This window comes from Fuerstiella sp. (assembly GCA_022447225.1).
In the GTDB taxonomy this organism is placed as follows: Bacteria; Planctomycetota; Planctomycetia; order Planctomycetales; family Planctomycetaceae; genus S139-18.
Genome location: JAKVAZ010000010.1, coordinates 37,452 through 55,638, shown reverse-complemented (window position 1 = coordinate 55,638; position 18,187 = coordinate 37,452). Strand labels below are relative to the sequence as shown.

The following is an 18,187-nucleotide window of genomic DNA, read 5'->3' as shown; positions in this document are numbered from 1 at the left end:
CCGTACGAGTTTTTCTCAACATTTTCCTGAGCAATTATGAATTGAACTTCAGCGAGTACAGGTCAGCCTCCTGCATCATGAATCGCAATCTCACAGGCATTCCGGCCAGTCGGCTGAGATCACCGCCTGTCCACGTAACGGACTGCTCGACTGCATCTCCGACAAGAATCTGACACGCGGCAAGGTCGAATCCAGGCAGGGGCTTACCGTGGATCGTCTGCAGTTCAACTTTGAGGTGTCCGCCACCGCTGGTTGAATAATTCACCACCAGTGAACGACCGTCGAAGCGGATCGGATGCGTTACCATTTCGCTGCGGTCTGGGCCTGCGTGAACTGAAGCAAAACCATCCGTCCGCAGAGTAAAGCGACGGAAGGGCGTCGTGTAGATCGACATCTCACTCGAACCGGTGGGGACCACATTCAGCGCGGCGTAATTCGCGCGGTTGCCCCAGCGGTCGATGTCCAGTCCGGGTCGAATGAATGCTTCTCGAAAGGTGCGGTCATAGGGTCGGTCGCCTCGGGCGGTCATGAACACGATGTCCGTACTGTCGCCCCGACGGGGATGAAATCGAGTGGGCAGTGCCACATAAATATGAGGCGCGCGAAAATACGGATGAGTCTGATTCGTATACAGATGCTCGCCAGGAAAATTCGGTTCCAACACGACCGGTTCACTCCATGACAGAAAGTCCTTTGAAGTCGTGCGGCTGACGGATCGCAGTTTTCCGTGAGTTGTCTTCCATGTGCGGAAATAGCAGACGTAGCACTGTTCGGTTTGAGACCAGAATGAAACATTCTGCGAGTCAAACGCGATGTCATCGCTGGAGGTAATCACGGATTTGTCGCTCAGCTTCGTCCAGTGAATCCCGTCATCCGATGAAAACGCAAACAGGCCGCCGTTCGGACCGACACCAATCCCCCCCAGTGCCTTGAATCGACGGTCAACGGCAAGATGGTCGTTGGGAACTTCCGGACGGCCGGGAATCCAGAGTCCCGGTCTTGTATCGAGAAACGGTGAAAAATTATGGCAGGCCCCGACTTCGCGCAAAATCACATTGTTCTGTCGGCTGCCGTCGACTTCGTGCAGCCCCAGAACCGGTTTTGTCCAGTGAATCCCGTCTTTGCTCTCGCAGTACCGAGTGACCTCCGTAACGTCGCCGCTCTTGGTGGCACCACGTGCATCACGAGTATACAGCCGGAACAAATCGCCATCTTTGATGACAGTTGCATATTCCAGCTTGTCAGCCGGTTCGGTCATGGGCGGAGCCAGTTGGGGCTCATGGAGTTTGAGATGTGTTCCGTTCAGCCGATCAATCAGAAAATGATCCACAAACAGTTCACGTCTCGACCCGATATCAACAACATTCTCCGGTGTCGACGCACCCGTCCCGGGAGCACCGACGGCCTGCTTCACAAAGGTCGTGGCACCGATCGCCGTTGTCGTTGTCAGCCAGTCACGCCGTGTCAGAAATTGTTTGTCGATATTTTTCATGTTGACTCAGTCTGTGATGCCCGATTCGCTGTTACCAAACGGATCAGATTCAGATGTGGTGTCGATCGGCCGGGGCCTGACTCCCATTCACACCCATGTGGACTCAACCTCTTTTATCTTGGTGACTGAGGATTTGCCAGCACTCCAATCGCAGCATGTCCACCAACGGTCAGATAGCCCAGCTGTTTGGCGTTCGCATCCAGTGCCTGATGGTCCGGCCAGAAAGTATTGTATTTTTCACTAAGGAATCGCTGTTTCATCACATGAAGCATTTCGGTACGCCGAGGCGAAAATTTCGCTGCAAACGCCCACGATTCCGGATTTTCCGAACCACCAAACCAGCCGCGAACACGGAAGCGATGCATGATGTAGTCCGCATTTCTGTTCGGAGGATCGAGCAGGAAATCGGCCATCTTCGCGAAAAATCGTTCGACCCGGCGGTCTCCGGTTAATTCCCAGTAGTGCATCAGTGCCGGGTTCATGTCATATCGCGCCCCGACTCTGGCCTGGCGACTGGCGGCAAAATACCAGGCGGTTTCCACAAAACCATCCTCAGGGTCCTGCAGACGCAATCCGTAATCCGCCAGACGATGGGCTGTCTGCAGATATTTGTTGTCCCCTGTAATCTCATACGCTGTGCACACAGTCTGTAACGGCAGTCCGAATTCCCGTACCCCGTCATATGCTCCAAATGGCGGATGACTCTCCCCCCATCGACTCAGCACGACCTGCGAATAGGAACCATGCGGCGGCATATTGTCGAGCACGAAGTCTGCCATCTCCACCGCGGTATCTTTAAGCCGCTGATTGCCCGTTAACAGATGTGTCCACAACAGAGCATCAGCCCCATGAATATGTGCGAAGTTTGGCGGTTCGATCTGATGTCCTTCGCGGATGTCGCCGGAATGCGGGTGTGAGCCGCCGGTCCAGCCTTTTCGTGTGGAGTAATGGCAAACGTCAATATCTGCATAATGCGCCGACGCGGCCTCAAGTACAGCGAGCTCGGACAAATCTGCGGTGCGGACAAAGTGCCACACTTTGGCCGGTAACTGACCGTATTCCTGATTGCCCCACATTCGTGTTGTTCCACGAACGTAGCCGGATCCCTGAAAAACGTCTCCCCAGTGTTCATGACCGTAACTCATCGCCTGTGTCAGAGCTCTGCGGTTCATGTCCTCGATACTTTTTTCGTACGGCAAAAATTCTTCGACAGGGGCAGGAACCAGAGCAGCGTGAAACACCGAAGCATTGCAGTAATGAGCAGCGGGCAGGATGGCTCGCAGTGGATTCAGAATGGCGGCCAGCGCGACTTCACGTTGATTCCGATCAGTTCCTTCGTGAAGATAAATTCCCAGGTCGACCGTCAGTCGTGTTCCCTGAGACCAGCGGAACGTTTCGGCGTCGGCCGGCCAGATTCCGACCTGAACAGCCAGTCGTCCGTCTGAGTTTTCCACGGCCAGCGACTTTGGATATTTCTCTATAAACTCACGAACGGCGACCCCCACCCCCGCACTACTGCTGCAGATGTCCGTCCAGCCCTCGGTGCGACGGCCGGCTGCCCGCTGGTGTCCATCGACTTCAAGACTCCACTGTCCGGCAAAGGTCTCCAGACTGGGGCCACTGCCGTCCTGCCTGAGAACCTGTCGTCCTTCAGCCGGAAGGCTTCCGGACGGCCAGACCATTTCCTGTGGACAAACCTCGATGTTGTCAATGATCAGCTGCAGATCCCGAAGTCCCACTGCAGGTGAACAACCGGCGTCCGTTTGGTACTGTTCGTCGGACATGTTAACCACACTGAATGTGAGGCCCAACACACCAGGCGCCCGTTCTGCCAGCCATGCTTCGAACGCAACCGGACCAGCCACGCCGTCACGACCGAGATATCCGTGAGAATACAGGGTTGGATGCGGTCCGTTGTTCTCAATCATCACGTTGTTGGTGATAAGTTCATCAAGCACCATACCGGTCTCTGTTTCACACCGAATGCCTGGCCCTCCGCTGATCAGCGGCTTTCCCCGAAACAGAATCGTGTCCCAGACATTGTGTTCCGCACGGACTTCCACATCGCCCAGATCCAGTATTGCCTCGTTTCCAGCAGAACGACCGGCTTCATTTGGCAATGTCACGGATGATGAATCCGCTCCCTTCTCCAAGCGCAGAACACATTCCCTGTCAGACATATCGTTGGCCTGGAATTCAACGCCCAGCCACTTCACGCTTCCGTCGCGCCAGGAAAGCAGCGGTCTGGCAGTAAGATTCTTTGCAGCATCGCAGGAAACCCTGTCGGCCGGATTGAATTGTCCGGGTGCAAAAGGAATCCCGCACCAGACCCATTCATCCTTTCGCCGACTGACCTGCTGACTGACCAGACTTACGTTTAAGTCCAGCACGGACGAAGGAGTCTGAACCGTCTGTAGTTTCTGCGGCTGCTCTATCCCGTTCTCCGGTACATACACAGGCATAAAACGAACGTAATCCACGTAGATGGGGCCGGGATTAACGGAAGTCGCATGACGATGGTCGATCCAGAGTCTGAATCCGTCTTCACCCACGTCCACGAGCCCGAGGTTCAGTTCACCGTTTCCTCCCCGCACTGTTCTCCAGTGATGACCATCTAAAGATATTGCTGCGTCTCGGCAGGTGTCAGACAGAAAAACCTCATACTGACCACCGTAAAGACTTGTGCAGTGCAGCTGCAGAATTCCTGTGGTCCCTCCCTGTTCTCGTGGCGACGAGTCGGATTTCAAAACCGAATATTCGCTAAACAACCACGGATTTTTGATTGGGAACATTTTTGGATGTTCCGGCTGGGGCAATTGAATCAATGACCACTGTCCGTCTCCATCGACATCTTCTGAGGTAAGGAGCTGCAAGTCCGTCGCAACGGCCTCGGCCTCGAAGAGTCTGCCGGTGCGGAAGAATGTATCGCCGAACCAACGATGGTTCCTGATGCCGATCCCGGTTTCGAACGTTGAGACCGGTAACAGATTTCGGTAGACCGCTACTTCCTCAACCAGGGTCTCAATACCACCGCTGCCGGCAATCTCAATAAAAACCTCAGTCGCCCGGTCCGGGGCGAAAAACACGATGCTCAGATCGACGAACTCCTGGTGCGACGAAGGCATGGTGAACAACTGAGCAATCGACCTCGCTCGTTCACCGGCCAGACCAACGCGCATGGACGGTGAATGGGTCGGATTGAATCGATACGCCCGCGACGTTCTGTCCGTATCGGCGGCATCAACCAGATCGACTCGTATTTCTCCGTAGTAGCCCTGCATGCGCAGACGAGCCGTGAGCGTGTACTGCATCCGGGATGACAGTGCGAATGTCTGCCGACCTTTAAGTTTGAGGCTGGCTCCCTGGCGATTGTCAAAATACAGCCGTTTCACACCGGCCGGACTGTCTTCAGATCTGAGAACGGGGCGCTGAGTGCCTCCGGTGACTTCCACGTCCCAGTTTTCTTTCCAGTGCGGGTCCTCATCAAATCGGTAGCGATACACTTCCTGCAGGGAATCTTCATGTTGAGAGCCGCAGAATGCGGGTACAGCGGACAGCATCCCGATAAGGACACCGATGACCGAAGACGCAACAGGGCGTCCGGAGAGTAAAATTGCGTATCGTCCGGACTTGTTCATGATGATCCTCACTCAAACACCCCGTCTTCCGGCAACCGGAATCACGAAGCCTCCCCATACCCCCCTGCGGTACCAGCCAGGATTAATGCCGTTCCCGGGACTGACCCCGGTATTTTTTTGTCGCCGTATTTTCATTTGTTCTGTACGGGTCCCTTAAGGTTGGGGAAAGCCTGATTCGTGTCTGAGCTGCACAGATCCGGTTGCCCCTTTAACGCACTCCAACGACTCAGAGCTTTGCTCCGCGTGTACTCAAAATCCGACAACTAAGGATTCGTTCGTTATTCTGCATGGTGACATACAATTCCGTCAGGATTGTTTGCGGTCTACCACAGAACGTCCACCATTCGCATTGCTTCAGGAATGCATCACAATAGCCATGCTAACGTGACGTTTGCAGCACATCTAATAATCCCGTTCCAAAAAGATCAGGCCACACCAACGGCTGAGGTCCAGGCCGTGAACCGGCAGACTGATGAACGCAGCGGACCTGTCGGAGGAAACATGTCAATGACCGGTTTATTGAATTTTGTGTCGTTCCGGAGAGTCATTTTTCTGCTGAGCGTTGTGCTGCCGTCGGTGGGTTCGGCTTCCGACGCGCCCGGCAATTTTTCATTGACGCTGCAGCACTCACCCAACTCAGATACGGTGGTCGAGTTTGCCGTTTCGGAACTGAAGCACTATCTGGAACGGGTCTATCCCGTGAGCATTACGATTCAGGAACGGGAGAATCTGCAGCCCTGGGAGTTATGCCTTCACCTCTCTGATCTGAGGGAACCGAACGTTGAAATCCCGAACCTGCCGCCGCATCTGCAGCCAATCAAGCCGTGTCATCTTGAGGTTCCGGGGATTGACGCGTTCATGTGGAAGACGGGCAACGGAGTTCTGACTCTTGTGGCCACCCGAGGCCGGTCGTTGCTGTACGGAGTGTATGACGTGCTGGAAAAGGCCGCTGACTGCGGCTTTTACACCCTGGATCCCGGCGACGAAGTCGTGCCCGTCCGGCCTGCAAAGAAACTCAAGGTCTGGCTGACCACCAGGAAACAAAGTTTTGAACAGGCGGCCTTCTCGTTTCGCGGTCGATGGTATACGAATGAAGGAGCCGGTGAAGGACGAAACGAAAAGGTCAGTATCGAACGTTTAGAACGCGAAGCCGACTGGTTTGCAAAGTGCCGTGACAACGTTTTCATCTTCGACAACTGGTCCTATGTGCGCCATGAAGAGCTCTGGAAAGAAATTCGTCGGCAGGTTGTTCCGGAACTGTTGAAGCGGGGGATCATCATCGGAGTCGGCGGGCATGAAACCTATCGGATGTTTCTCCCGCCGGATCGATACGGCATTAAGCACCCGGAATGGTACGCGCTGAAAAACGGAAAACGACTGGCGGGATTCCGCAATCCACAGACCGACACCGGCTACCAGTCCTTCTGTACGACAAATCCCCAGGCAATGTCTGCCTTCCTGAACAACTTCGAGATGTTCCTTAACGAGAATCCTGAAGTCCAGGTCTTCAATCCAATGCCGCGTGACGGTCTGGAAGGCTGGTGTGACTGTCCGGAATGCGGAACACACACTGTTGCCAAACGTTACCTCGATCTCAATTCCGCTCTTGCTGAAAGAGCCCGGCGCGTGCGGCCAGGAATGAGAATCATGCACATCGCCTACGCCACCACAGTCGATCCGGATCCGATCGCCCGACCTACCGCTGCCATCGATGTGGATTTCGCACCATGGGGACGCAACTTTGCCTTTCCATTCCGAGACCCGCAGACAAACAGATACAAGTTCGGAAAGTACACTTATCAGGAAGCCTGCGACAAATGGCTGGAGATCTGTCGAGACACCGGAGCGGGCATGGTGTTCCATGAAAAATACATGCGTTTTCGATACCTCGGACTTCGGTTGATGCCGCTTCCGAATCTGGTGCAGGACGTACAATACCTCCGCGAACTGGGAGTGGACGGTTTCGAGCAGCACCAGGAAATGGAGGGCTGGTGGACCAAAAGTTACAACAAATTCGTGGTTCCACGTGTGACATGGAATCCCGACGTCTCTGTCGAACAGCTGGAACGTGATTACTTCCGCCGCTACTGGGGGAAGACCGCTCAGGAGATTCGGGACATCTACAAACGCGTCACAGCCGCGCTTCCGGAACTGCTTTACGGAAGTGGTGGTGGTTCGGCAACACAGTCGGCCTGGACACCGGATGAACCGCTCAGCCAGGAACGCAGGATGACGTACCTGAGAGACAAGGACCACGCCATCAGCGAGCTTCAAGAGTGTCTTGAGGAATTGAACGAACTGAAAGCCAAAGTCAGCGAGGAACGCCAGCTTCTGCGGCGCATTGACTATCTGCAAACCGCGCTTGATGGATCCGTTCTGACTCTTCAACTGACCCGGGCACTGGTCGCGCTGGATGAACAGCGGTCCAGAGCAAATGCCCAAAACGGCGTTGCCCGCAAAGCGACGATCCGACAGGCTCAACAAATTCTCGAAGAAGCTGAGACTGTGCGAGATCGTTTCCACGCTGCATGTCAGGAGGAAGAAAGAACACGAGAAGGTCTGCTGTGGTGTGGCTACACTGCCTGGCGAATCACCATCGACGAAGCTTTAGCGGAGTGGCAGGCCGAAGTAAAGAAGCTCGACGAATCCGGCTCAACCGAATGATTGATCATCTGAAGCGAACCAGGACCGTTCCGTTGCTATAAATGCGATATTGAAAAAACATTCAATCCCGGCGGTACTGTGCCTGTTCGGTTTGCCGGACCTGCGTTTGTGCCGAACGAAGACAAAACTCATCCCGAACTAATACAGTACCAGGCAGGACAGAGCGTTCCGGGAAAAGCGACAGGCCCCTCTGCCGCGGGTATCAATCGGCAATTATGAATCAGGCATCGATGGAAAGGTTCAATCATGACAACCGGTCGAGACTACGATGCAATTGTTGCAGGAGGCGGCCATAACGGGCTGGTTTGCGCCGGGTATCTTGCCAAAGCCGGACTGAAGGTCCTTCTGCTGGAACGCCGTTCTTTCGTTGGTGGTGCGGTTGCCACTGAAGAACTCTTCAGCGGGTACCGCCTGTCTTCCTGTTCGTACATTTGCCACCTGCTTCAGCCGAAGATCATCGATGACTTCAACCTGCATCAGCACGGATTTGAGGTGTATCAGCTGGATCCGGCTCGATTCCAGCCTTATCCGGATGGCCGCAGTCTGATGCTGTGGGATTCCGTCGAACGCAGCCAGGAATCAATCGCGCAATTCTCCAGGCACGACGCCGACGCCTATCCGAAGTGGCAGGCATTCTGGCAGCGGGCAGCCGAACTGATCTATCCCTATTTCCTCAGCTCCCCGCCAACCCTGTCCGAACTCGCCGCAAAGGTTCGGGGGACAGCCGACGAGCAGTTTCTGGACCGACTACTCACGACCAGCATGAAAGATCTGGTCACGGAATTCTTCGACTCCGATGCGGTGCGTGGGGCATTCATTCAGGCTCAGGACGTCGGTGACCCGGCCGCATCGGGCAGCGCCTGGTGCTACACCTACATCAAGTGTGACATGTTCAGTCGTCCCGCAGATGTTGGAATCGTCAAAGGAGGTATGGGATCCATCACCCAGGCGCTGGCCGATTCAATCCGCACACTCGGTGTCACGATTCAAACGGACGCCACCGTCGAACAGGTCCTCATCGAGCAGGGCCAGGCGATCGGCGTTCGGCTGCAGGACGGGACAGACATCACGAGTCGAATTGTTGTGAGTAACGCCGATCCGAAACAGACTCTGCTGAAAATGGTCGGCGAGAAACATTTACCATCAGAATTTTTTCGCCGGACGACCAGATTAAAAACCAACACCGGCTATCTGAAATTCCATGCTGCACTGAGTCGTCTTCCGGACTTTTCACAGTCTGTTGCTGAAGACTTCGACCCGCGCTGCCTGGCAAACATCAAGATCTGTCCGTCAGTTGAATACTATGAAAAGAGCTGGAACGACGCTCGTCAGGGGCGGCCCGCGGATGAACCCGTCATGGAAATCCAGATTCCGTCAGTCTACGATCCTACGCTCACTGCGGAGGGTCAACACGTGATGTCAATCTGGGCTCTCTACGCTCCCGTCCGGCTGTCCGAAGGGACGTGGGACAGCCGCCGCGAGGAAGTTGCCGAAAAACTGATCGATGTTGTCAGCCGGTATGCGCCGGACATCCGTGACTGCATTGTCGATCGGTCACTGTTCACGCCCATCGATATTCAGCGGAGAGTTGCCATGACGGACGGTAACATCCGGCATCTGGACATGGTTCCCGATCAGTTCCTTGCCAACCGACCGCTGCAGGGATGGTCCAGCTATGGCACACCCGTTCAGGGCCTCTATTTGTGCGGCGCGGGGACTCATCCCGGCGGAGAAGTCAGTGGCGCTCCGGGTCACAACGCGGCGCAGTGTATCCTGTCGCAGTGGCAGCAACCGGACAGCAACGGACATCCGTAATCGTCAGTACGAATGATACTCCGACTTTGAAGTCACCCGAAATCTGTGATGAACCACTCATTTGCGTCGTAGACAACGTTGGCCACCCGACCCATAATGATGGCCCGGTCTGCTTCATGCGGCCGAACAGGTTATCTCTTCTGAGGAATTCAAAACGCTATGTGTCACAGCCTTTTCACTCAACGTCGCTGCAGCAGAGCTGTCCTGCCTGGCAAACGAACGCTCCCCGCCCTCATTTTGATACTCAGCGTCACCGGACTGATCACCGGTCGGACGCCGCTTGTGGCGGCACCTCCGGAGGTATCGGAAACGGAACAGCCAGCGGACTACTTTCCGCCACCTGAATCTGAAGGCGGCTGGCGCAGTCTGCTCCCGTCTGACGGTGTCCCCAACGCAGTGCAGAAGCAAACAATTCGAGATAAAGCCGGCATCGACTGGGACGCGCTGCAGTCAGTCTGGGAGTACACAAGACTGGCGGGCGGGAACTCCGGTTTCCTCGTAATTCGACGTGGTTACGTCGTCGGTGAGTGGTATCACGGCTGCGACCGATCGGCGACATACAACCTCTACTCAAGCTCAAAATCCTACACCACTGCGGCATTCGGCATTCTGCTGGGCGATGTTCGAGCCGGCCGCCTGACCGGGTATGAGGATCTCAATCTGGAAACGAAAGTGTTCAACAGCAGGTACCTGCCCGAAGCACTGCCGCTGACCGACCCGCGTAAAGCCGACATCACTCTGCGGCATCTGCTCAGCATGACGGCCGGTTTTGCTGCTCAGTCGCCGCCGAAGACCATGCCGTTTGAGTGGACGTTCGGCGGAGTGGATGAATCACCGATGGCACAGCTGGCTGCGGATCCCGGTACAAAGTTCTATTACAGCAACGGCGGCGCTGCCCATCTTCTGCCTCTGTTTCACAGAATCGCCGGACAAGACCTGTTCCCGTTCCTCAACGAACGCATGTTTGTCCCCATCGGACTTCGGAACATCCGCTGGCTGCAACTGGGTGGAAACCAGGATATTGGCCCTTATAGCCAGGGATACAGCGGCGTACTCACCACAGCACGCGAACACGCCCGCTTCTGCCACCTTGCCCTCCATCGGGGCAGGTGGGACGGCCGGGAAATCGTACCCAAAGAATACTATGACTTCGCATGGCAGCCCACCGATCCTTATCCCGAGTATGGCGGTATGTGGTGGATCTATCATGTGCCTGAGCGGGTCGTCTGGACACGCGGTGCCCGTAAGAACAATGGTTTTGTTGTCCCCGACAAAGATCTGATCTTCATTCGCGTCGGTGATGCAACGTCCGATAAATTTCCCGAAGATTTTGGACGCCATTTGGCGACCAAAGTGGTCGCCACAATCACAGATTAGCGTCCCGCGACAAACAATCTTCAACTCGACACAGAATCATACAGCCGAACTGCAGGAGTCAGGATGAGAAGCAATCATCTGGTCCGCTGGAAATCCGCCAGTCTGTTTGTCGCTGCCTTACTGCTCAACGCAATTGCAGCCGGCAGTGAACCCTCCGCCGCAGACCGCTTATGCGTTAAATTCAGCGACGAGGGTGCGGAGATTTCAGAGGGAACATCGCGGATTCTGTTCTATCAGAAAAAGCCGAAGTCACTCAACGGTGAACATACGCGAGCCGGTTATGTTCACCCACTGTACGACCTCGACGGAAACGTACTGACTCAGGACTTTCCGGAAGATCACCTGCATCACCGAGGAATCTTCTGGGCGTGGACACAGTTGTATGTCGGCAAGACCCGCGTGGGTAATCCATGGTGGTGTCGTGACTTTCTTGCCGACGTCGAACGTGTGGAGTGCCTGGAGGACCATGAAGATTCTGCTGCCGTCCGCGCAACCGTCTACTGGACGTCCCCGCAGTGGACGGATCCGAACGGCCAGCCCAAACCGATTGTCCGTGAGGTCACTACAATCCGTGCTTACCGCCGTCAGGCTGACACCCGCGCTATCGATTTCGAAATCCAGCTGCTTGCTCTCGAAAAAGACGTAAGCATCGGAGGATCCGAAAATGCAAAAGGCTACGGAGGCTTTTCCCCGCGGATTCGTCTGCCGGACGGCATTCGTTTCACCGCCGACTACGGTGAGGTCGAACCACAGCGGCTGTCGGTCGAACCAAGCCCGTCGATGGAGATCACTGCCAAATTTGGAACGACAGACAAGCTGAGCGGGATTACGATGCTTGCTCATCCTTCGCTGCCGGACTTCCCGCCACGGTGGATTTTACGTAGCAGCGGCAGCATGCAGAATGCCGTGTACCCCGGCCGCCACGCCGTTCCCCTTTCCGATGAAAACCCGTTAGTACTCAGGTACAGGTTTGTGCTGCACCGTGGAAAAGCAGATCCGGCTGCCGTCGCAGGATGGACGGCTGACTATGCAAGTAATGACAAATTGAAAGTGAGATCCGGAAATCCTGTCGTGGTAGACCAATATGATGGACCACCGGCGGATGCAAACAGTCAGGCGTTTCACTTTGTTCGACTGCACCGGGCAGGCAACGGTAATCTTGTCGCGTTCTATCGTCTCCGTCCCGACGAATGGATCCCCGAGGATGCGAACCTCGAAGAATACCATACCGACGACGTCGGATACCGTGTCTCGACAGATGACGGACAAACATGGGGGCCCCGGCGATATCATTCCTGGGGAGGCATGGACGGCTGCACACTGCCGGATGGCAGCCTGCTGTTGGCGCACTTTCGCACATTTTGGGTTAATGAACACGAGTGTCGCACGGTTTTTCACCGCAGCTGCGATGGTGGAATCACGTGGAGGCAGGACGATGACGTCCGGGTACGATTTCCATCCGACCGTGTGTTGACTCGCCGCGGACGCAATGAATGTTCGATGCGTTTCTGGTGTGCCACCATTCTGGCCTGTGATCTTGACAGCAGGCACCTGCTGGCATCGATCCACGGAGCATTTCAAGACAGGGACCACAGTCACGCTGTGCTGATCGAAAGCACGGATGGCGGCCACACGTGGGATTTCGTTTCCTGCATTGCCGGAGACACAACACCGATCCACGGAGGTTATTTTGGTACCGCTATGGTACGGCTTGAAGACGAATCAATGCTGGCCGTCGTGCAGACCGAAGCCGCAAATCCTCGCATCCTTGTTCAGTGCCGCTCAAACGATGATGGCAGAACATGGACGGAACCGATTGTTTGTCCCAATATCCCTGGCCTGGACCCGGCCACGTTTCGCTATACGGCGCCGGACGGCCGCCCAGGCTCGTTCTCAGGTGCCTACCAGCATCCACAGCTTCTGCAGCTGGACAATGGTGTGTTGGCGCTCAATTACGGTCGGCCCGGAGTGCATGTTTCACTGAGCAGCGACGGTGCGGGACGGAATTGGGACACCAAACTGACAGTCGTGCCGCATGCCGCACCGTATTCTTACGCAACGATCGGCGCCAGCAGTCACAAGCAGGGAATGGTTTCCGGGGGACCAAACCGACTGCTGTTACTCCATGACGTTTATCGATACGCTCAAAACAGTACTGACACGCCGCGGAATACCGTTTTTCTCCGTGAAATCACAGTGCAAAAAATCACAGTGCAAAAACAGTAACGGGAGTACCTGGGTCCTGTCCTGGCAATTGTGCACGTTCACGTTTTGTTTCCAGCGTTTTTGTCCCTCAGAACACCACGGACAATTCACCGGGCGTCTTCATGCACAACCACGAGAATAACAGGTTGATCGGGGGTGAGGTTTTCCACAGCGAAACCAGGCAACTCACCGCCGGCGACCCGCACGGCAATTCGAATTCAGCAGCGCCCCGCAGCGCCGCACCTGATGTTTATGAGATGCTTGGTGTCTGCCCGATCATAAATGCGGCCGGAACAATCACGACCCTCGGCGGCTCACTGATGCCGCCGGAGGTTGTCACTGCCTGGCAGGCCGCATCCGGGCATTTCGTCAATCTGATCGAACTTCAGGACCGAATTGGCGAACGGATTGCCAAACTTCTCAATGTGGAAGCTGCGCTGGTCACGACCGGCGCAGCGGGGAGCATCGTTGCCGGCACATCAGCAGCGATTACGTGGAAGGACAGAAGCCTGATTCCGCAACTGCCTTTGCCGGCCACAACGGGCATTGAAGTGATCCGGCAAAAGTCTCACCGCGACTGTTATGACCATCAGATGACATCCTGTGGTGTGAAACTTGTGGATGTTGAATCGCGGGAAGATCTGGAACGATCTATCAGTTCCCAAACAGTGATGATGTTTTCCTACAACTTCCTGGAAGGCGAAAGCGCAATTGATCGTTCGGCATGGATCGATACGGCACGTCGTCACGGCATTCCAACACTGGTTGATGCGGCCGCCGACATTCCACCTCTATCAACGATCTCAGACTTAACGAACGCCGGCTATGATCTGGTGGCAGTCAGCGGAGGAAAGGGACTTCGCGGTCCGCAGGATACCGGTTTGCTGCTCGGACGTCAGAAACTGATCGAAGCTGCCAAACGGAATACGGCTCCGTACTCCGGCAACATTGGTCGCAGTATGAAAGTCAGCAAGGAAAACATGGTGGCACTGTGGGCAGCCATCGAACGGTTCGTCTCACTGGATCATGTTGCCGAAGAACGTGAGTGGAATCGTCGCATTTCCGTGATTGAAAAAAAGCTCGCCGACATTCCCACGGTCCGCGTTGAACGGATAACACCCCCACTCGCCAACCGCATACCGCACGCTCTGATTCACTGGGACGAATCCCGTGTCCGCACGACGCCCCCGGAAATGAGTGCTCTGCTGGCTGCCGGAAAACCGTCAATCGTCACCGCCCGGGTACACGGTACGGGAGACGAGGGATTCCTGGTCTCTGTGTTCACGCTTCAGCCACCCCAGGAGGAAATGGTTGGTGAGCGAATTCGCGACGTGATGAAGCGTACACTGGTATCCGCGTGATCAGGATTCGATGCTGTGACTCCGGACAGAAAATGGTCACTTCAGACCGGACAGTCGTGAGTGACCTCAGTTGCTGAGGATCGGTGAAACCACACTATGGAGTGCACAGCCGACCACATTGCCGGCGTTCCGCACTTAATGCCTGACCCGCCGCTTCGGAACCGGCACACGCCAGACCGGTTGTTTTTTCTGTTCACTGCTGAGCAGTAGATAAGTACCGTCCGCCGAAAAACAGACCGACTCCCCCTGCATCCGGGCAGGCACTCGGATGCGCTGAATCGAAGCTTTCAGTGCTTCTGCCCACGTCTGCTGTGCCGTACGTTGACAAATCCAGCCGTCCCACATCGTAACCGCCGCCAGTAACCGTCCGTCGCGGGAGATATCCAGCCCGGTGGCAAACGGGATCTGCAGCCGGACGATTCGTTTGGCCGTCAAATTCTGTTCGCGGACATGGATGTCCAGTGGCAAACGATACAAACCACAGGTGAAGGGCAATTCTTTCGTCAGCAGCAGGATTTCACGTCGTTCCACGTCCACCGCAATACCTTCACAGTTGTGAGGTCCGTCCTCGTATTCAAACCGGAACCGCACATCCCATTCGACGTTTCGTGTTTCTTTTATTGAGGGTTTCGGCTCACGCAGCAGATACAGGGTACACGGAGATTTCTTTTTCGTTCGTTGCACATGGTTGTCGCCAACATCACCAATCAGCAGATACGACTGGTCGTCCATCCGAAACGAACACATATCTTCCCAGTCAACAGCATCGGCACTCCTGATACGGCAGACACTCCGTGTTAAACCATCCTGCCCAACCAGAAACAAACGGGGTTGACCGCCCGAATCATTGTGCATCCAGACCGCATCATCCGTCAAACTGCTGAATGCCAGACCGCTGCACTCATCGATCCGCTCGTCCTGAACCAGGGCAAGCCGTTCCGGGTCCGCCGCCCAGGCAGACGAAATCAGACTGCTTAGCCCCCACAACAAAGCAGCAAGAAAAAAATTCATGGCCGGTCACTTTCCCGCTGCAACGGAATACTGACTCATTCAGTCCGGGCTGTGGATATTCCCTGGAGTCATTCCCGCGGCTCAAGGCGACATGTCGCCGAAACTCTGAAGTCTCGATCAATTGCGATCAACACAGACCTGTCCCCGCGCGTCTCCAACATCGTTCTTATCAACCATCTCTGTCCACCAAATCGGTACCGTGCAGCCGTTGATTTGTGATCGAAAACAGGCGGAATCCAGATGAATCATGCAACATCCCGGGCTTACTCAAGTGTTCCAACAATCTCGCTGACACTGCTGACGCCCTGTTCCTGCAGAACCTGCTCCAGTTCCGCCACCAATCGACTGGAAATACCGGGATCAAAAAAGCTTGCTGTTCCAACCTGCACAGCAACTGCACCCGTAACCAGAAATTCCAAAACATCATCGATTGACCGGATTCCGCCCACACCGATCACCGGGATATCAACCGCCTGAGCGACCTGCCACACGATACGCAGAGCCAGTGGTTTGATCGCCGGACCACTCAGTCCCCCGAGCCGGTTGCCGAGAATCGGTTTGCGACGTCTCCAGTCAACGGCCATTCCCTGAAAAGTATTGATAAGTGACACAGCATCACACCCGGCATCAGCCACTGCCTGAGCAATCGGTACGACGCTCGTCACATTGGGTGTGAGCTTGGCAATCACCGGCAGATCACCGGCACTGCAGACTGCGGCCACAACTTCACCCGCTAATTGCGGATCCGTACCAAAGTCGACTCCTCCGGACACATTGGGACACGAAATGTTCAGCTCGACAGCAGCAACTCCGGACTCTCCATTCAACACCGTCGCCATTCGATGAAATTCATCCATCGTTTTTGCGGCAATGTTCACAATTACGGGTGTACCAAGTTTGAGCAGATACGGCAGTTTTTCTTCGATAAACTGGTCGAATCCATCGTTGTCCAGACCGATCGAATTCAGCATCCCCCCCGTCGTTTCAACGGTGCGAGGCGGAGCGTTCCCGGGCCTCGGCTGAGGTGTCACGGTTTTTGGAATAATTCCACCCAGCGCCGCAAATTCAACGAACGCCGTCATTTCCTTCGCATAACCAAACGTACCCGACGCCACCAGGATGGGATTGGGAAGTTCGAGACGATTGAGTCGAACAGCAAGCGGATTCATCGGGGGACAACTGCAGAAAAGTGGACACGACCTCAGCGTGGATATCCACGGATGTTAGTGAATGTCTGCCGGAACCGCGGTCGTGTTCCCACAATTTTCCACCGACAGGGAATCGGAATTCAGTTTCGGTGTCAGCGACCACGTCTGAAAATCTGCCGGAATTCTGCTGTCGATAGTGGCCAATGATCACATTCAATGATTATCGCCGGAAAAGAAGCCTGACCGGCGTCACGGATTACCAGGCCTCCATCTGTTTAATGAGACTGAAGCCGCCCGGTTGAACGCCGGTCTGGAACTCCAGCAAACGGGATCAAAGGGTTGATGGCCCGGAGAATTCACAGCTGAAACTTCAATGTCACCGATTCACCGACTAGACTGAGACAGTGGTGGTATCGGACGCCGTTCGTCACCAAAGGAAAACGCTGAATCTCACCGTTTTTCGCATAGGCAATAAGACGATTCCGGCCTGCCAAATTTTTTTTTGAATCTGAGGTTACCATGATTCGTTTGCGACAAATTCCGGTGCTGTTGGTTTCTGCCGTTCTCTGCTGCCAAATCGGGGGAGCGGAGGAATCCGCTGAAGTCGTGGAAATCCCCGATGATGCATTACGAAAAGCGTTGCTTGAACAAAAACGAAAACGACAGAAGGAAGGCGACGACATCACCGTCGAAGACCTGCACGCCATCTATTCATTTGTGGTGGAAAACCGCGGGATCTCCGACCTGACAGGACTGGAACACTGCATCAATCTGGGAGAAGCCCGGTTCGGTAAGAACAACATCAAAGACGTGACGGCACTGGCCGGTTGTAAGAATCTGCAGTCACTCAGTATTCAGCACAATGAAATTGCAGATCTCACGCCTCTGGGGAAACTGGCAAAACTCCAGTATCTAAATTTTGAACACAACAAAGTTGCGTCGCTGGAAGGCCTGGAAACTCTGGATCGCCTGACATCACTGTACGGTTCCCATAATCAGGTCGAATCCCTCGAACCGACATCCGGACTCAGGAAGCTCTGGACACTGTCACTGAACCACAACAGGATCAAAGATCTGGCTCCGGTCACTGAACTTCCCCGACTGGACTCGATTGGTTTAGCGCACAACAACATCGAAGATGTGTCCATGCTGCCTCCAGGAAAAACAGTCTATTCGACCTACCTCCAGGGCAACAAAATCCAGAACATCGGACCGCTGGCCGATATGGCCCAGGCTGATGCCACAGGCAAACGCCGTTTTGCCTCATTCTGGAAGTTATATCTTGCCGGAAACCCCCTGAACGAAGAGTCGAAATCAACACACCTGAAAACCCTCCGGGACAGTGGAGTGCGACTGAATCTGGATTACGACAAATAACACGGATCGTCCGGCAGCAATACAGCGGATTTGTGTTTCCACGACTTGATTAGTCGGCAGGAGTTCGGCTTATCTGCGGGCTCGTTGAGATCTTCAAGG

At 54.9% G+C, this 18,187-nt stretch carries 10 protein-coding genes; 6 read left to right on the top strand and 4 right to left on the bottom strand.

What is annotated here, in order from left to right; translation table 11 throughout:
• Positions 1-34: 34 nt before the first annotated feature.
• Together MK110_12325 and MK110_12320 are read right to left on the bottom strand one after the other, a co-directional pair.
• Positions 35-1,492 carry a hypothetical protein gene (locus tag MK110_12325; protein MCH2212081.1) on the bottom strand — a complete coding sequence of 486 codons (1,458 nt, stop codon included), beginning with the start codon at positions 1,490-1,492 and terminating at the stop codon, positions 35-37.
• Positions 1,493-1,605: 113 nt separating this feature from the next.
• On the bottom strand, positions 1,606-5,130 hold the full coding sequence (locus tag MK110_12320; GenBank protein ID MCH2212080.1) for a hypothetical protein: 3,525 nt from the start codon (positions 5,128-5,130) through the stop codon (positions 1,606-1,608).
• Between the two features lie 507 nt (positions 5,131-5,637).
• On the opposite strand from MK110_12320, the gene MK110_12315 reads away from it, so the two are divergent.
• The 5 genes from MK110_12315 to MK110_12295 all read left to right on the top strand — a co-directional run bounded on the left by MK110_12315 (position 5,638) and on the right by MK110_12295 (position 14,552).
• Positions 5,638-7,794 (top strand): DUF4838 domain-containing protein, encoded by a 2,157-nt coding sequence (locus MK110_12315; protein ID MCH2212079.1) that lies wholly within the window; start codon positions 5,638-5,640, stop codon positions 7,792-7,794.
• A 246-nt stretch (positions 7,795-8,040) separates the two neighbouring features.
• Positions 8,041-9,609, top strand: a complete 1,569-nt coding sequence (locus MK110_12310; GenBank protein MCH2212078.1) for an NAD(P)/FAD-dependent oxidoreductase — start codon at positions 8,041-8,043, stop codon at positions 9,607-9,609.
• Between the two features lie 159 nt (positions 9,610-9,768).
• Positions 9,769-10,986: a beta-lactamase family protein gene (locus MK110_12305; protein MCH2212077.1), complete on the top strand. Its 1,218-nt coding sequence runs from the start codon at positions 9,769-9,771 to the stop codon at positions 10,984-10,986.
• A 63-nt stretch (positions 10,987-11,049) separates the two neighbouring features.
• Positions 11,050-13,212 (top strand): PmoA family protein, encoded by a 2,163-nt coding sequence (locus MK110_12300; protein MCH2212076.1) that lies wholly within the window; start codon positions 11,050-11,052, stop codon positions 13,210-13,212.
• 101 nt (positions 13,213-13,313) lie between these two features.
• Positions 13,314-14,552 carry an aminotransferase class V-fold PLP-dependent enzyme gene (locus tag MK110_12295; protein ID MCH2212075.1) on the top strand — a complete coding sequence of 413 codons (1,239 nt, stop codon included), beginning with the start codon at positions 13,314-13,316 and terminating at the stop codon, positions 14,550-14,552.
• 135 nt (positions 14,553-14,687) lie between these two features.
• On the opposite strand, the gene MK110_12290 is transcribed toward MK110_12295, so the two are convergent.
• Both MK110_12290 and MK110_12285 read right to left on the bottom strand, forming a co-directional pair.
• Positions 14,688-15,563, bottom strand: coding sequence for a hypothetical protein (locus tag MK110_12290; protein ID MCH2212074.1), 876 nt, complete (start codon positions 15,561-15,563; stop codon positions 14,688-14,690).
• Between the two features lie 263 nt (positions 15,564-15,826).
• Positions 15,827-16,732: a dihydroorotate dehydrogenase gene (locus MK110_12285; GenBank protein MCH2212073.1), complete on the bottom strand. Its 906-nt coding sequence runs from the start codon at positions 16,730-16,732 to the stop codon at positions 15,827-15,829.
• A gap of 498 nt (positions 16,733-17,230) precedes the next feature.
• Here MK110_12285 and MK110_12280 point away from each other — a divergent pair, with 498 nt between their 5' ends.
• The gene (locus tag MK110_12280) at positions 17,231-18,088 is read left to right on the top strand and encodes a hypothetical protein (GenBank protein MCH2212072.1); all 858 of its coding nucleotides are present in this window, start codon (positions 17,231-17,233) and stop codon (positions 18,086-18,088) included.
• Positions 18,089-18,187: the final 99 nt, after the last annotated feature.

Excerpts from the sequence above, each read along its gene's own strand:
- MK110_12325 (MCH2212081.1), bottom strand. The coding sequence starts at position 1,492 with ATGAAAAATATCGACAAACAATTTCTGACACGGCGTGACTGGCTGACA.
- MK110_12320 (MCH2212080.1), bottom strand. The coding sequence starts at position 5,130 with ATGAACAAGTCCGGACGATACGCAATTTTACTCTCCGGACGCCCTGTT.
- MK110_12315 (MCH2212079.1), top strand. The coding sequence starts at position 5,638 with ATGACCGGTTTATTGAATTTTGTGTCGTTCCGGAGAGTCATTTTTCTG.
- MK110_12310 (MCH2212078.1), top strand. The coding sequence starts at position 8,041 with ATGACAACCGGTCGAGACTACGATGCAATTGTTGCAGGAGGCGGCCAT.
- MK110_12305 (MCH2212077.1), top strand. The coding sequence starts at position 9,769 with ATGTGTCACAGCCTTTTCACTCAACGTCGCTGCAGCAGAGCTGTCCTG.
- MK110_12300 (MCH2212076.1), top strand. The coding sequence starts at position 11,050 with ATGAGAAGCAATCATCTGGTCCGCTGGAAATCCGCCAGTCTGTTTGTC.
- MK110_12295 (MCH2212075.1), top strand. The coding sequence starts at position 13,314 with ATGCACAACCACGAGAATAACAGGTTGATCGGGGGTGAGGTTTTCCAC.
- MK110_12290 (MCH2212074.1), bottom strand. The coding sequence starts at position 15,563 with ATGAATTTTTTTCTTGCTGCTTTGTTGTGGGGGCTAAGCAGTCTGATT.
- MK110_12285 (MCH2212073.1), bottom strand. The coding sequence starts at position 16,732 with ATGAATCCGCTTGCTGTTCGACTCAATCGTCTCGAACTTCCCAATCCC.
- MK110_12280 (MCH2212072.1), top strand. The coding sequence starts at position 17,231 with ATGATTCGTTTGCGACAAATTCCGGTGCTGTTGGTTTCTGCCGTTCTC.